Raw genomic sequence first — 15540 nt, forward strand, 5'->3', positions numbered from 1 at the left:
GCACTTGCAGGTGCCTGGAGACCAGGAAAGCCACGCATGGCGTGGCTATACTGCCGTGCCGTTCAGGCCTGAATGGGCGGTCGAGCCGGTTTTGGGAGACAATGAGCGACTATTTGCCTGAACGACCGCTCCATGTCCCGATTGCAGTTCCAGCTCCAGACCCGCGACGGCCGTGCCCGCCGTGGCCGCCTGACCTTCCCGCGTGGCACGGTGGAAACGCCGGCGTTCATGCCGGTGGGGACCTATGGCTCGGTCAAGGGCATCCTGCCGGACCAGGTGCGCGCGCTGGGCGCCGAGATCATCCTCGGCAACACCTTCCACCTGTACCTGCGCCCGGGCCTGGACATCATCGCCGACCACGGCGGCCTGCACGGCTTCTGCCGCTGGGATGGCCCGATCCTGACCGACTCCGGTGGCTTCCAGGTGTTCTCGCTGGCCCACCGGCGCAAGATCACCGAGCAGGGCGTGACCTTCGCCTCGCCCGCCGACGGCGCTCGCGTGTTCCTGGGCCCGGAGGAGAGCATGAAGATCCAGAAGGTGCTCGATTCGGACGTGGTGATGATCTTCGACGAGTGCACCCCGTACCCGGCCACCGAAGACGTCGCCCGCCGTTCCATGGAACTGAGCCTGCGCTGGGCGCAGCGCAGCCGCAACGCGCATGACGAGCTGGGCAACGACGCGGCCCTGTTCGGCATCGTCCAGGGTGGCGTGCACACCGACCTGCGCAGCCGCTCGGCCGAGGCCCTGCAGGCGATCGGCTTCGACGGTTACGCCATCGGCGGCCTCGCCGTGGGCGAGCCGGAGCACGAGCGCAATGCCATGCTCGACCACCTGGACCCGGAGCTGCCGGGTGACCGCCCGCGCTACCTGATGGGCGTGGGCCGGCCGGAAGACCTGGTCGAGGGTGTCGCACGTGGCGTGGACATGTTCGATTGCGTGATGCCCACCCGCAACGCGCGCAACGGTCACTATTTCACCTCGTTCGGCACCGTCCGCATCCGCAACTCGCAGTACGCGCGCGACATGGATCCGATCGAGCCCGGCTGCGGCTGCGTGGCCTGCACCGGTGGCTACACCCGTTCCTACCTGCGCCACCTGGACCGCTGCAACGAGATGCTGGCGCCGATGCTGGGTACCCTGCACAACCTGTTCTATTACGAAAAGCTGATGGCCGACATCCGTGCGGCCATCGAAGCGGGAACCTTCCTGGCCTTCCGTGAGTCTTTCTACGCGGCACGCGGGGCGGTCGCGCCGCCCCTGTAAACCGAGTACCCCCTGCCAAACGGCCCAAGGACGAACGCCCGGGGCCGTGGCATACTTCAAGGCTGACCCAGATCCGCGGTCGACACCCCGTGCCCGTGAAAGGGCCGGAGCGCCGCCCAACCAAAGGACCAACGATGAACCTGCTTGCTTTCCTGATTCCCGCCGCCCACGCCCAGGCCGCCGGCGGCCAACCGCAGGGCATGGGCCTGACCACGCTGCTGTTCCCGGTCATCCTGATCGCCATCATGTACTTCCTGATGATCCGCCCGCAGATGAAGCGGCAGAAGGAGCACAAGGCCATGCTGGAGAAGATCAAGCGTGGCGATGAAGTGCTGACCAATGGCGGCATCGCCGGCATCGTCACCGACATCGGCGACAACTTCATCACCATCGAAGTGGCTGACAACGTGCGCATCCGCGTGCAGAAGGGCGCTGTCGGCAACGTGCTGCCGGCCGGTACCCTGAAGTCGGCCCAGTAAGCCACTCCCTTTCCGATGCACAACCGCGGCGCCGGGGATGGCGCCGCGCGGGACCCAAGCAATGCTCGAATTTCCACGCTGGAAGTACGTCGTCATCCTGATCGTACTGGCGCTCAGCGCGCTGTACGCGCTGCCCAACATCTACCAGAAGGACCCGGCCGTCCAGATCACCGCCAACCGTGGCGGACAGGTCGACGACGCGCTGCGCGACCGTGTGCTGGCCGACCTGAAAAAGGCCGGTGTGGACGCCCTCGGTGCCGAGAAGGAAGGGGAGAGCCTGATCGTCCGCCTGCCGGACCTGAAGGCGCAGTCCGCTGCCAGCGACGCCCTGCGTGACACCGTCGGCGAGAAGTACACCGTGGCCCTGAACCTGGCCTCGACCGTGCCGGACTGGCTGGCCAACCTCGGCGGTCGCCCGATGGTGCTGGGCCTGGACCTGCAGGGCGGCGTGCACTTCGTGCTGCAGGTCGACCAGAAGGCCGCGCTCGACAAGCGCCTGGATGCCTACACCGAAGACGTGCGCAGCACCCTGCGCGACGCCCGCATTCCGTACCAGTCGGTGGAACGCCGTGCTGACAACAGTATCGTGGCCAACCTGAGCCCGTCCGCCGGTGACGACGCCGCGCAGCGTGCCCGCACTGCCCTGGTCAAGGCGCAGCCGACCCTCGGCTACGACGTCAGTGGCAATCGCATCACGGTGACCGTGCCGGAAACCGAGATCACCCAGATCGCCAACGGCGCCATCGAGCAGAACATCAACACCCTGCGCAACCGCGTGAACCAGCTGGGCGTGGCCGAGCCGATCATCCAGCGCCAGGGTGCCGACCGCGTGGTCGTGCAGCTGCCGGGCGTGCAGGACACGGCCGAAGCCAAGCGCATGATCGGCGCCACCGCTACCCTCGAGTACCGCGCGGTGGTTGACGGCAATGCACAGGACGCCATCAACTCCGGCCGCATTCCGCCGGAAGCGAAGGTCTACCAGCGTCGTGATGGCGGTGGTCCGGTCCTGCTGAACAAGCGCGTGATCGTCACCGGTGACCAGATGGTCGGCGCGCAGGCGGTGACCGATTCGAACAGCGGCTCTCCGGCGGTCAGCGTGACGCTGAACAATGTCGGCGGCCAGCGCATGTTCGACTTCACCAGCGCCAACGTGAACAAGCCGATGGCGGTGGTCTACACCGAGCGCGTGCCGACCGTGACCGTTGTCGACGGCCAGGAAGTGCGTGGCTTCAAGGTCAACGAGGAAGTGATCTCGGTGGCCAACATCAACGGCGTGTTCGGCAAGAACTTCCAGACCACCGGCCTTCAGAAGAAGGAAGCCGAGGACCTGGCCAAGCTGCTGAAGTCCGGCTCGCTGGCCGCGCCGATGGACTTCGTCGAAGAGCGCGTGGTCGGCCCGAGCCTGGGTGCCGAGAACGTCAAGAACGGTATGCGCGCGGTGGTGTTCGCATTCCTGTTCACCCTGGTGTTCTTCAGCGTCTACTACCGCATGTTCGGCGTGATCACCTCGATCGCGATGCTGTTCAACCTGCTGATCGTGGTGGCGGTGATGTCGCTGTTCGGCGCGACCATGACCCTGCCGGGCTTTGCCGGCCTGGCGTTGTCGGTCGGCCTGTCAGTGGACGCCAACGTGCTGATCAACGAGCGTATCCGTGAAGAACTGCGTGCCGGCGTGCCGGGCAAAACCGCGATCGTGACCGGTTACGAGCGTGCTTCGGGCACCATCCTCGACGCCAACCTGACCGGCCTGATCGTCGGTGTGGCGCTGTTTGCATTCGGTACCGGTCCGCTGAAGGGCTTCGCGCTGACCATGATCATCGGTATTTTCGCCTCCATGTTCACCGCGATCACCGTGTCGCGTGCGCTGGCGACGCTGATCTACGGCCGTCGCAAGAAGCTCCAGAACGTGGCCATCTGACGGGACGACACGCACAATGAAACTGTTTCCGCTGCACATCCTCCCGAACGACACCAAGATCGACTTCATGCGCTGGCGCCATGTCGCCATGGCAGTCACCATCGTGGTGTTCCTGGCGTCGATCAGCATCATCGCGTTCAAGGGCTTCAACTACGCGTTGGACTTCACCGGCGGCACCCTGATCGAAGCCCGCTTCGACAAGGCGGTGGACGTCGAGCAGGTCCGCACCAAGCTCGAGCAGAATGGCTTCGACGGCGCTCAGGTACAGAGCGTCGGTGGCAACACCGACCTGCTGATCCGCCTGGCGCCACACGGCGAGCATGCTCCGGGCACGGGTGCTGCCGCCACCGAAGACAAGGCTACCGCTGCCGCTGTAGTGAAGGCACTGTCCACGGCTGATAATCAGGCAACCGTACTGCGCAACGAGTTCGTCGGCCCGCAGATCGGCAAGGACCTGGCGATGAATGGCCTGTACGCCACCATCTTCATGCTGGCCGGCTTCCTGATCTACATCGCCGTGCGCTTCGAATGGAAGTTCGCGGTCACCGCCAGCATCGTGGCCATGTTCGACCTGATCGTGACGGTGGCTTATGTGTCCCTGCTGGGCCGTGAGTTCGACCTGACCGTGCTGGCCGGCCTGCTGTCGGTGATGGGCTTTGCGATCAACGACATCATCGTGGTCTTCGACCGCGTCCGCGAGAACTTCCGCAGCCTGCGCGTGGACTCGATGGAAGTGCTGAACCGTTCGATCAACCAGACGCTGTCGCGTACGGTGATCACCGCGGTGATGTTCTTCCTGTCGGCACTGGCCCTGTACATGTACGGCGGCAGCTCGATGGAAGGCCTGGCCGAGACGCACATGATCGGTGCGGTGATCGTGGTGCTGTCCTCGATCCTGGTGGCGGTGCCGATGCTGACGATCGGTTTCCTGCGCGTGAGCAAGCAGGACCTGCTGCCGAAGGCGAAGGACGTCGAGGCCCTGGCCCGTCGCCCGTAAGCGTTCCGCTGCACGCAACACGCAGAGAACCCCGCGCAAGCGGGGTTTTTTGTTGGCAGGGCTGGTACGCGTCATCGCATGCGCGCTGTCGCTCCCACGCTTCGCTGCGCGAACCGTGGGCCCCACTTACCAGCTCCCAGACCCCCGCCGCTTCGCGGCCGCCCCCTGACTCAGGGGGCTCTGCCCCAGATCGTTTCCTGCGGCTGTTGGTAGGTGTCTACCTTGGTCGACACACCTGTCAGATATCGAATGAGTCATCCACGCATGGCGTGGATCTACCGTGTCGACCAAGGTCGACACCCACCAGAGCAGAATGCCGTCCTGACAGATCGCGGAAGTCTGTTGAAGGCGGGGTGGGTCCGGTTGAGGGGGCGTGAGCCGCATGGATGCGGCGACCGAGCTTACATGGACGTACTTGCAGCGTCCCCCTCAACCGGACCCACCCCCGCCCACCCTCAGGAACCCAGCTTTTGACGTTGCTCTGGCTCTGGCCGTTGCTCAGGCCTCTGCGGGTGCAGGGTGCAACCCTGCAAAAGAAACACCACCCTACGGCAGCGTCGGTTGTGCATTCGGCCCCCGCGCACTACGATCCTGCGGTTCGCGCGCGCATGCGCGCACCCATATTCCTGCTGAGCGCCCCGCGCGCCGCATCTGCCAACCCGAGGTATCCATGGTCATCAAACCGCGCGTCCGCGGCTTCATCTGCGTCACCACCCACCCGACCGGCTGCGAGGCCGCGGTCAAGCAGCAGATCGACTACATCCGCGCGCGCCCGCCGATCCAGAACGGCCCCAAGCGCGTGCTGGTGATCGGCGCCTCCACCGGCTACGGCCTCGCTGCGCGCATCACCGCTGCCTTCGGCAGTGGCGCCGCGACCCTCGGCATCTTCTTCGAACGCCCGGGCAGCGAGACCAAGCCGGGTACCGCGGGCTGGTACAACTCGGCCGCGTTCCACAAGTACGCCGACGAAGCCGGCCTGTACGCCAAGAGCATCAACGGCGATGCCTTCTCCGATGAAGTGAAGGCGAAGACCATCGAAATGATCAAGGCCGATCTCGGCCAGGTCGATCAGGTCGTCTACAGCCTGGCTGCGCCGCGCCGCAAGCACCCGAAGACCGGTGAAATCATCAACTCTACGCTGAAGCCGATCGGCGAGCCGATCACGCTGCGTGGCCTGGATACCGACAAGGAAGTGCTGACCGAGACCCATCTGCAGCCGGCCACCCCGGAAGAAGTCGCCGGTACCGTCGCGGTGATGGGCGGTGAGGACTGGCAGATGTGGATCGACGCGCTGGCCGATGCCGGCGTGCTGGCCAACGGCTGCACCACGACCGCCTTCACCTATGTGGGCGAAGAGATCACCCAGGCGATTTACTGGAACGGCTCGATCGGTGCCGCCAAGAAGGACCTGGACACCAAGGTGCTGGGCCTGCGCGAGAAGTTGGCCAAGATTGGTGGTGATGCACGCGTATCGGTGCTGAAGGCGGTGGTGACCCAGGCCAGCTCGGCGATTCCGACCATGCCGCTGTACCTGTCGCTGCTGTTCAAGGTGATGAAGGAAAAGGGCACCCACGAAGGCTGCATCGAGCAGTTGGATGTGCTGTACGACATCCTCTACGGCGGCAAGGCCGACGGCGTGGCGATCGATCGCCTGCGCCACGACCTGGTCGATGGCGAGGGCCATACCGTTGCGCTGGTCGATGAGGAAGGCCGCCTGCGTGCCGACTACAAGGAAATGGCGGCAGACGTGCAGGGCAAGGTGGTTGCGCTGTGGCCGCAGGTGACCAACGAGAACCTGTACGAGATCAGCGATCTGGCCGGTTACAAGGCCGACTTCCTGCGCCTGTTCGGCTTTGGCGTGGAGGGCGTCGACTACGAGGCCGACGTCAACCCGGACGTGAAGATCGACAATCTGGTCGACATGACCTGATCCATGAAAAGGCCGGCGAAAGCCGGCCTTCTCTTTGTGTAGAGCCGAGCCATGCTCGGCTGCTCTTCGCTTGAGTCTCGCAGCCGCGCATCGCTCGGCTCTACAGAGAGGCGTCAACCAAACTCGAACCCCATCTCCGGCAACGCCGGACCGACGAAGTCGCCCTGCACGTAATCCACGCCGGCACTGAACAGCAGGGTCATCGAGTTGGCATCGCTGACGAACTCGGCGATGGTGCGGATGCCGGCTTCCTGCGCGCGCGCGGTGATCTGGCTGATGCGGTCGATGTTTTCCCGGGTGGCGGCCAGATCGCTGGTGAAGCCGCGGTCCAGCTTGAGGAACTGCGGCTGGAAGTGGGCCAGCAGCTGGAACGAGTCCAATCCCGAACCAAACTGCTCCAGGCCGATGCGGCAGCCCAGCGGCGCCACTTCGGCAAGGAACTGCTGCGCACTGCGCAGATGGGTGAACACCTTTGCTTCCGGCGCATGCAGCCACAGCCGTTCGCCGGGCACGCCCTGTGCCTGCAGTTCCCGACGCAGGGTGGCGATCATCTGCGGGTCGTCGAACGACTCTGGCGTCACCTTCACCAGCATCTGCGTGGCATGGCCTTCGCGTGCACGTTGGCCCAGCACAGCGATCGCCCGTGACACCACCCAGCGGTTGATGTCGGCCAGCAGGCCGTGTTCCTCCGCGATGCCCAGGAACGCAGTCGGGCTCAGCAGTTCACCATTGTGCTCAAGGCGCAGGTAGGCCTCATACAGCTCCAGCGACTCCCCCTGCAGGTTCAGCACCGGCTGGTAGTGCAGCTGGAAGCCATCACCGGCCAGTGCTTCACGGATTCGGGTGACCCAGCGCAGCACGCGTTCTTCCTCCACGCGGTCGGCAGCGGCCGGGTCGAAGATGCGGCAGGTGTTGCCCAGTTCGGCGGCGGCCTGCGTGCATTCGCTGGCGCGTGCCAGCACCTGGCCGATGCTGGCGATCTTCTCGCCCACCTGCACGCCACCGATGCTGACCGTTACCGTGGCCGAACGCGCGCCGATGCTGAAGACGTGTGCGGCGTAGGCTTCGCGGATGCGCTCGGCCAGTGCCACGGTCTGCGCGTAGGGCCCGGCCTGCAGCACGGCGAAATTGTGTTCGCCGAAGCGGGCCAGCTGCGCGTCCTCGCCAACCACCTCGGCCAGCAGGGCGGCGAGGGCGCCGATCAGGATGTCGGCCGAGGCCAGGCCGATATCCGGCAGCAGGCGCGCGTAGTGGTCCGGCTCGATCAGCAGCAGGCCGAACTGGCCTTCGCTGCGCCCGGCCTGGGCCACCGCGCTTTCCAGCTGCAGCATGAAGGTCGGTCGGTTGAGCAGGCCGGTGACCTGGTCGCGCTGGCGCAGGTCCTCGACCTCGCGCGCCAGTTCCGGGTCGAATTCCATGCGGCGGCGGAGTACCACCTGCAGGCAGGATTCGCCCTCGTAGGTGGCGGGGGTGAATTCCATCGTTGCCGGGAACGCGCTGCCATCCTCGTGGCGCGCGTCAAGCTGGTACTGCGGCGGCGGCGCCTCGCCACGGCTGAGGCCCTTCAGCAGCTGCTTGAAGCCTTCCACATGCTGGGCGGCGACCATGTCCAGCAGCGAGATGCCTTCGATATCGTCGAAATGCTCGTAGCCGAACATCTCCAGATAGGCGTCGTTGGCGCGGATGTGCATGCCTTCATGCACGTAGGCGATGGGGTCGCGCGAGGAAGCGATCAGGGCATCGCAGCGGCGCTCGGTCTCGCGCATCTGCGCCTCGATGCGGCGCAGGCCACGACGCGCCTGCAGGTCCACCCACTGATCACGGACCACGGCGAGCAGGTGCTCGGAACGCTGGCGCAGGGCGAGGGCACGGATGCCGTGGCTGCTGGCTTGTACCAGCTCGTCCTCGTCGATGCGTTCGGCCAGCAGCACCAGCGGAATGTCCTTGCCGCTGGCAGCAATATGCTGGGCCACCAGTGGCAGTGGGATGCCCTGCGAGGGCGAAGCCAGCACCAGGTCGATGGCCTGGCTGACCAGCACCTGGGACAGCTCGGCAGCATCCTGCGGGCGCCACGGACGCACCGCGATGCCGCTGTTGCGCAGGGTGCTGACGATGGCCTCGGCGTTCTCGCCGCTGTCATCGACGATCAGCAGGCGGATGGTGATGTCGTTCGCGTTCTGCATGCACTGCTCCCCAATCTGCAAATCTAGATACACGATGCGCGCCGAACCGTCCATGCGCGCACCCCTTGCACGCATCGAACGGCGATGTGGTTCACACCACGCCACCGGCCGCGTGGCCGCTGGCCCAGGCCCACTGGAAGTTGTAGCCGCCCAGCCAGCCGGTCACATCCAGCACCTCGCCGACGAAATGCAGGCCGGGTACGCGCTTGGATTCCATCGTCGAAGACGAAACCTCGGCGGTGTCCACGCCGCCGAGCGTGACCTCAGCGGTACGGTAGCCCTCGGTGCCACTGGCCACCAGCGGGAACGCGCCCAGCAGCTGCGCGGCCTGGCGCAGCACCGGCTCGTCCAACTGGCGCACGGGCCGGTCGGGCAGCCAGTGTTCGCACAGCCGCTGTGCCAGCCGCTTCGGCAGTACTTCGCCCAGCACCGTGCGCAGTTCGGCGGCGGGTCGTTCGCGCTTCATCTGGCGCAACCACTCGCCGGCATCCTGGCCGGGCAGCAGGTCCAGCTCCAGCGCATCGCCGGGTTGCCAGAACGAGGAGATCTGCAGGATCGCCGGGCCACTCACGCCGCGATGGGTCAGCAGCATGAAGTTCTGGAAGCTCTTTCCGTTGCAGCGCGCCTCGATCGGCAGGGCGACACCACTCAGATCGGCCAGCCGTTCCTGGTGCTTGCCGCTGAGCGTCAGCGGTACCAGCCCTGCGCGGGTCGGCAGCACCTGGTGGCCGAACTGTCGGGCCACTTCATAACCAAAGCCGGTGGCACCCATGCTGGGAATGGACAGGCCGCCGGTGGCAACCACCAGCGAGGCGCAATGGAACAGGCCATGGGTGGTATGCACGCGGAAGCCATCGCTGCCGTGCTCGATGCGCTGCACGCTGCACTCGGTACGCACCTGCACGCCTGCCGCCTGGCATTCGTCCACCAGCATCTTCACGATCTGCTTGGACGAGACATCGCAGAACAGCTGGCCCAGCTCTTTTTCGTGATACGCGATACCGTGCTTGTGCACCAGCTCGATGAAGTGCCAGGGCGTGTAGCGCGCCAGCGCCGATTTGCAGAAGTGCGGGTTGGCCGACAGGAAGTTGGCCGGAGTGGTACCGGTGTTGGTGAAGTTGCAGCGACCACCGCCGGACATCAGGATCTTCTTGCCGACCTTGTTGGCATGGTCGATCACCTGCACCTGGCGGCCGCGCTGGCCAGCCGTGATTGCGGTCATCAGCCCGGCCGCGCCGGCGCCGATGACCACCACATCGCAACGGATGGTGCTCATGCCTTGGCGCGCTTGCGCCAGTTCGGGATCACGTCGAGCTGGATCTGGTCGTTGAGCAGCTGCACTTCGCCGTCCTGGATCAGCACGCTCCAGCGCATGGCGCGCTGGATCTGCTGGCCCCACAGTTCGACGAAGGCACCATCGAGGTCGACCACCGACAGGTTGTCGAAGCGCGCCAGGCCCTTGCTCTGCTTGCTCCACCAGATGTCCGAAGCGTTGCCGCCGTAGTTCACCACCTGCACCTGGCGGCTGCGGTTGCTGGCCTTGCGGATGCGCGATTCGTCTGGATGGCCCAGGTCGATCCATTGCAGGATGTCGCCGGTGTAGTCGTGCTCCCACAGGTCCGGCTCGTCATCGGTACTCAGGCCGCGGCCGAATTCCAGGCGGTCGCCGGCGTTCAGCGCGAAGGCGAGCAGGCGCACCATCAGGCGATCGTCGGTCTCGGACGGGTGCTGGGCCAGGGTCAGGTTGTGGGTCACGTAGTAGCCGCGATCCATGTCGCTGATCTGCAGTTCGGCCTTGCGGATGGTGGCGGTGAGAGCCATGGGGGGTCCGTGGACTAAAGACGACAATGATAGAGGTTTGCTCCAGGGGTGTCCGTGGCCGGGCTGTCTGTGGCGCGTCAACGTGGCACCCTTTCACTCTTTCCTGCCGCAGGAGTGCCACCGATGACCCTGCCCAGCCGCCTGCAGCTGCCGCCCGGCCACTGGCGCAGCCTGCTTGATGGCCTGTGTGCACGTTTCCCTCGCATCGACCGTGCGCAGTGGCAGGACCGCTTCGCCCGAGGCCGTGTGCAGGATCCGCAGGGCAGGGCACTGGCGCCGGACATGCCCTGGCAGGTGGGGCTGGAAATCCAGTACTTCCGCGAGGTGGCCGACGAGCCGGTGGTTCCCTTCGCCGAGACCATCCTGCATCTGGATGCGCACCTGCTGGTGGCGGACAAGCCGCACTTCCTGCCGGTGACGCCGGCCGGTGGCCATGTGCGCGAAACCCTGCTGGCGCGCCTGGTCGCACGCACCGGCAACACCGAACTGGCGCCGTTGCACCGCTTGGACCGGCTGACCGCCGGCCTGGTGCTGTTCTCGACCCAGGCAGCCACGCGTGATGCCTATCAACGGCTGTTCCGCGAACGGCGCATCGAGAAGACCTATGAGGCGCTGGCACCGGCGCTGCCCGGGCTGGCGTTTCCGTTGCAGCGGGACAGCCGCCTGGTGCCGGGCGAACCGTTCTTCCGCATGGCCGAAGTGCCGGGCGAGCCCAATGCGCGCAGCCGGATCGAGCTGATCGAGGCCGAAGGGCCGGTCTGGCGCTACCGGCTGCTGCCGGAAACCGGCCGCAAGCACCAGCTGCGCGTGCACATGGCGGCGCTGGGCGCGCCGATCGAGGGCGATGACCTGTATCCGCTGCTGAGGCCGCGCCCGGATGAAACGGTCGAGTCGCCCCTGCAGCTGCTGGCGCAGGGGCTGGCCTTCGATGACCCATTGAGCGGGGAGCCCCGGCGGTTCAGCAGCCGGCGCCGCCTGTGCCTGCCCGGCCAGGGCGGGTAGGGCCGTTCAGCGAACCGGGCGTCGGGCCAACCAGCGGTCCAGCTCGGCAGCGAACAGCTGCCGGTCGCGCGGGCCCAGCGGCGGCGGGCCGCCGGTCTGCACCCCGGCGCCGCGCAGCTCCTCCATGAAATTGCGCATCGACAGCCGCTCGGCCATGTTGTTCGGGGTGTACAGCTGGCCGCGCGGGTTCAGCGCCACGGCCTTCTTCTCCAGCACCAGGGCGGCCAACGGGATGTCCTGGGTGACCACCAGGTCTCCGGCGGCGACTCGCTCGACGATGGCGCTGTCGGCCACGTCCAGGCCCTGCGGCACCTGGATCGAGCGCAGCCAGCGCGATGGCGGGGTGCGGATCCACTGATTGGCGACCAGGGTCAGCTCGATCCCAACGCGTTCAGCGGCACGGAACAGGATGTCGCGAATGACGGTGGGGCAGGCATCCGCGTCCACCCAGATGCGGGGCAGGGCGGGTTCAGCTTGGGTTTCAGCTTCAGTCATTTACCCAGTGTAGGGTAGGAAAAACCTGAATGGGGACTCGGAGTTAGGCTTGATCGGCTGCCAAGCCTTGTCACGCCTAGCGGGCAGGGTTTGCCCATGAACGTCCGGGCTATCGCTTTTTGCAGAAAACACGCGTATCGTTCGACCCACTGTGTTTGCTAGGGTCACCGTGAATCGTGGCCTGGTGCAGTTGATCTCACGATCCGCTCATCGATCCGCTTTACCAACGCCTGCAACTCAGTCTCGGCCCCGATACCCGGTGGCTGCGATTTTTTTCAACATGTGTTTCAGGAGTTAGTCAAATGTCTGATCGTCAGACCGGCACCGTCAAGTGGTTCAACGACGCCAAGGGCTTCGGCTTCATCACCCCGGAAAGCGGCCCGGACCTGTTCGTGCACTTCCGTGCCATCCAGGGCACCGGCTTCAAGACCCTGCAGGAAGGCCAGAAGGTTACCTTCATCGCCGTCCAGGGCCAGAAGGGTATGCAGGCTGACCAGGTGCAGGCGGTCTAATCCGTCTGCTACCGTTTGGTAGCCAGAACGCCGGAAGCGAAAGCTTCCGGCGTTTTTTGTTGCCTGCTGTTCTGTAGCGTCGAGCCATGCTCGACTGTCTTTGGAAAGCAGTCGAGCATGGCTCGACGCTACATGGGGCATGCAGCCATCGCGGTACGATGGGGGCCTCCCTAAGGATCATCCCCATGCGCATCGTCCATCACCTGGAAAACTCCCGTTCCCTGCGTGTGCTGTGGATGCTGGAGGAGCTGGGGCTGGACTACGAACTGCGCCGCTATCCGCGCGATCCGAAGACGCTGCTGGCGCCGCCGAAGCTGCGCAACGTGCATCCGCTGGGCAAGTCGCCGGTACTGCAGGATGGCGAGCTGGTACTGGCCGAGTCCGGTGCCATCCTCGACTACCTCGCGGATCGCTATGACACCCAACGCCAGCTGTCGCCGTCACCGATGCCGGCCGATGGCGCCGAGCGCATCGCCTACCGTTATTGGCTGCACTACGCCGAAGGCTCGGCGATGCCGCCGCTGCTGCTGACCCTGGTGATGGGCCGCATCCGCAACGCGCCGATGCCGTTCTTCGCCCGTCCGATCGCGCGCAGTATCGCCGACAAGGCCGAACGTGGCTTCATCGGCCCACAGCGGCGCCTGCACCTGGACTGGATGGAGCGCCGCCTGGCCGAAAGCCCGTGGTTTGCCGGTGAACGCTTCAGCGCGGCCGACATCCAGATGAGCTTCCCGATCCAGGCTGCGGCCGCGCGCGGCGGTGGTCTCGACGACAAGCCGGCACTGCGTGACTTCCTCAAGCGTATCGGTGAGCGACCCGCCTACCAGCGTGCCGAGGCCCACGGCGGCCACCTGCAGGCGCTCAGCGGCAATTGAGGAGGGCGGCCGTCGCCCCCATCTTCAGCACCATGGATACCGACAGCCCCCGTTTCGACAACCGCCTGCTGCAGACCCTGCCGGGCGATCCCGAATCCGGCCCGCGCCGGCGCGAAGTGCTGGGTGCGGCCTGGTCGCCGGTGATGCCGACCCCGGTGACGGCGCCCACGCTGTTGGCCTGGGCAACGGACGTCGCCGCCATGCTTGGTTTCGATACCGCTGAAGTCGAAAGCGAAAGCTTCGCGCAGGTGTTTGGCGGAAACGCACTGTACGCCGGCATGCAGCCTTGGGCGGCCAACTACGGCGGCCATCAGTTTGGTCACTGGGCCGGCCAGCTCGGCGACGGTCGCGCGATCTCGCTGGGTGAACTGGTCGCGCCCGATGGCCTTCATTGGGAGCTGCAGCTGAAGGGGGCGGGGCCCACGCCGTACTCGCGCGGCGCCGATGGTCGCGCGGTACTGCGCTCGTCGATCCGCGAGTTCCTGTGCAGTGAAGCGATGCACCACCTTGGCGTGCCGACCACGCGTGCGCTGTCGCTGGTTGGTACCGGCGACGACGTGGTGCGCGACATGTTCTACGACGGTCATCCGCGTGCAGAGCCCGGCGCCATCGTATGCCGCGTGTCGCCGTCGTTCCTGCGCTTTGGTTCCTTCGAGCTTCCGGCATCGCGCGGGGAAACCGCACTGCTGCAGCAGCTGGTGGGTGCCTGCATCGCCCGCGACTTCCCCGAACTGCAAGGGCAGGGTGAGGCGCTGTATGGCGACTGGTTCGCGCAGATCGCGGTGCGCACCGCCGAGATGATCGCGCACTGGATGCGCGTCGGCTTCGTGCATGGCGTGATGAACACCGACAACCTGTCCGTTCTTGGTCTTACGCTCGACTACGGTCCATATGGCTGGGTCGAGGATTTCGATCCGGACTGGACGCCGAACACCACCGATGCCCAAGGCCGGCGCTATCGTTTCGGCACCCAGCCGCAGGTGGCGTACTGGAACCTGAGCCGATTGGCACAGGCATTGTCACCGTTGTTTGCCGATGTCGAACCGTTGCAGGCTGGATTGGCTGCATACCAGTCCACCTTCGTGGCCTGCACGCGCCGCGATGCCGCAGCCAAACTCGGCCTGGCTGCGGCCGACGATGACGACCTGCAGCTCTACCTGCGCTGGCAGCAGTTGATGCAGGATGGGGGTATGGACATGACCCTGGCCTGGCGTGCGCTGATGCGTATCGATCCGGCGGCACCGGATGTGGCGCTGCTGGATGCGGTGTACTACGACGAGGCGCGCCAGCAGGCGGTGCAGGCGCCGTTGCAGCAGTGGCTGCAGGACTATGCGGTGCGGTTGCAGGCCGATCCGCTGTCGGCCAGCGAACGCCTGGCGAAGATGACAGCGGCCAACCCGCTGTACGTGCTGCGCAACTGGCTGGCCCAGGAAGCCATCGATCGCGCGGAGCAGGGCGACCTCGGCGGTGTTCATGCGTTGCAGGACGTGCTGCGCAATCCATACACCGAGCGTTCCGGTCTGGAACACTTCGCCAGCAAGCGCCCGGCGTGGGCCGACAATCGCGCCGGCTGCTCGATGCTGTCCTGCAGTTCCTGAGGGTGGGTTTCGGCAGGGCTGCGCCCTGCACCTGCAGAGGCCAGGTCAACAGCGAGAGCAAAAGCTGATTCCGTGGTTTGGCGGGGCGGTGTCGGAGTGCGGGGACGCCGCAAGTACGTCCGTGTAGGCTTGGCAGCCGCATCCATGCGGCTGACACCCCGCACTCCGACACCGCCCCACCTCCGACAGATTCCCGCTGCTGTGGGTAGGTGTCGACCTTGGTCGACACGGTAGATCCACGCCATGCGTGGATGCTCTTCGTTCAATTCTCGAAATATTCGATTTCGATGAAGATTCATCCACGCATGGCGTGGATCTACGACAGATCGCAGGAAACTGTCGAAGGCGGGGTGGGTCCGGTTGCGGGGGCGTGAGCCGCATGGATGCGGCGACCGAGCTTACATGGACGTACTTGCAGCGGCCCCCGCAACCGGACCCACCCCGCCATCCCACAGGAAACCCGCTTC

General features: G+C 65.7%; 13 protein-coding genes. 9 read left to right on the plus strand and 4 right to left on the minus strand.

Annotated elements, in window-relative coordinates; all coding sequences use genetic code 11:
* Nucleotides 1-132: 132 nt before the first annotated feature.
* The 5 genes from tgt (at nt 133) to fabV (ending at nt 6587) form a co-directional block, all read left to right on the plus strand.
* Nucleotides 133-1263: a tRNA guanosine(34) transglycosylase Tgt gene (gene tgt, locus AC5P8D_RS10800; protein WP_495203307.1), complete on the plus strand. Its 1131-nt coding sequence runs from the start codon at nt 133-135 to the stop codon at nt 1261-1263.
* A gap of 134 nt (nt 1264-1397) precedes the next feature.
* On the plus strand, nt 1398-1742 hold the full coding sequence (gene yajC / locus AC5P8D_RS10805) for a preprotein translocase subunit YajC (RefSeq protein WP_005409257.1): 345 nt from the start codon (nt 1398-1400) through the stop codon (nt 1740-1742).
* 61 nt (nt 1743-1803) lie between these two features.
* Nucleotides 1804-3660: a protein translocase subunit SecD gene (gene secD, locus AC5P8D_RS10810; protein WP_010484504.1), complete on the plus strand. Its 1857-nt coding sequence runs from the start codon at nt 1804-1806 to the stop codon at nt 3658-3660.
* Nucleotides 3661-3676: 16 nt separating this feature from the next.
* On the plus strand, nt 3677-4657 hold the full coding sequence (gene secF, locus AC5P8D_RS10815) for a protein translocase subunit SecF (protein WP_010484505.1): 981 nt from the start codon (nt 3677-3679) through the stop codon (nt 4655-4657).
* 670 nt (nt 4658-5327) lie between these two features.
* On the plus strand, nt 5328-6587 hold the full coding sequence (gene fabV / locus AC5P8D_RS10820; RefSeq protein ID WP_329836163.1) for an enoyl-ACP reductase FabV: 1260 nt from the start codon (nt 5328-5330) through the stop codon (nt 6585-6587).
* 113 nt (nt 6588-6700) lie between these two features.
* Here the strand turns inward: fabV and AC5P8D_RS10825 are convergent, their stop codons facing one another.
* The 3 genes from AC5P8D_RS10825 to AC5P8D_RS10835 form a co-directional block, all read right to left on the minus strand.
* Nucleotides 6701-8770 carry an EAL domain-containing response regulator gene (locus AC5P8D_RS10825; RefSeq protein ID WP_329836165.1) on the minus strand — a complete coding sequence of 690 codons (2070 nt, stop codon included), beginning with the start codon at nt 8768-8770 and terminating at the stop codon, nt 6701-6703.
* Between the two features lie 91 nt (nt 8771-8861).
* On the minus strand, nt 8862-10046 hold the full coding sequence (locus AC5P8D_RS10830; protein ID WP_010484512.1) for a BaiN/RdsA family NAD(P)/FAD-dependent oxidoreductase: 1185 nt from the start codon (nt 10044-10046) through the stop codon (nt 8862-8864).
* Nucleotides 10043-10591: a YaeQ family protein gene (locus AC5P8D_RS10835; protein ID WP_043403207.1), complete on the minus strand. Its 549-nt coding sequence runs from the start codon at nt 10589-10591 to the stop codon at nt 10043-10045. The genes AC5P8D_RS10830 and AC5P8D_RS10835 overlap by 4 nt, the downstream gene beginning before the upstream one ends.
* 123 nt (nt 10592-10714) lie before the next feature.
* On the opposite strand from AC5P8D_RS10835, the gene AC5P8D_RS10840 reads away from it, so the two are divergent.
* Nucleotides 10715-11593 (plus strand): pseudouridine synthase, encoded by an 879-nt coding sequence (locus tag AC5P8D_RS10840; protein WP_235651659.1) that lies wholly within the window; start codon nt 10715-10717, stop codon nt 11591-11593.
* A 6-nt stretch (nt 11594-11599) separates the two neighbouring features.
* On the opposite strand, the gene AC5P8D_RS10845 is transcribed toward AC5P8D_RS10840, so the two are convergent.
* Nucleotides 11600-12088, minus strand: a complete 489-nt coding sequence (locus AC5P8D_RS10845; protein WP_010484520.1) for a YaiI/YqxD family protein — start codon at nt 12086-12088, stop codon at nt 11600-11602.
* Between the two features lie 302 nt (nt 12089-12390).
* Between AC5P8D_RS10845 and AC5P8D_RS10850 the strand changes: the two genes are divergently transcribed.
* The 3 genes from AC5P8D_RS10850 (at nt 12391) to AC5P8D_RS10860 (ending at nt 15073) form a co-directional block, all read left to right on the plus strand.
* The gene (locus tag AC5P8D_RS10850; RefSeq protein ID WP_004153307.1) at nt 12391-12600 is read left to right on the plus strand and encodes a cold-shock protein; all 210 of its coding nucleotides are present in this window, start codon (nt 12391-12393) and stop codon (nt 12598-12600) included.
* 185 nt (nt 12601-12785) lie between these two features.
* Nucleotides 12786-13475 (plus strand): glutathione S-transferase family protein, encoded by a 690-nt coding sequence (locus tag AC5P8D_RS10855; RefSeq protein WP_495203308.1) that lies wholly within the window; start codon nt 12786-12788, stop codon nt 13473-13475.
* A gap of 32 nt (nt 13476-13507) precedes the next feature.
* Nucleotides 13508-15073, plus strand: a complete 1566-nt coding sequence (locus tag AC5P8D_RS10860) for a protein adenylyltransferase SelO (RefSeq protein ID WP_495203309.1) — start codon at nt 13508-13510, stop codon at nt 15071-15073.
* Nucleotides 15074-15540 lie beyond the last annotated feature (467 nt).

This window comes from Stenotrophomonas sp. YJH_SMC_101-4, assembly GCF_059370395.1.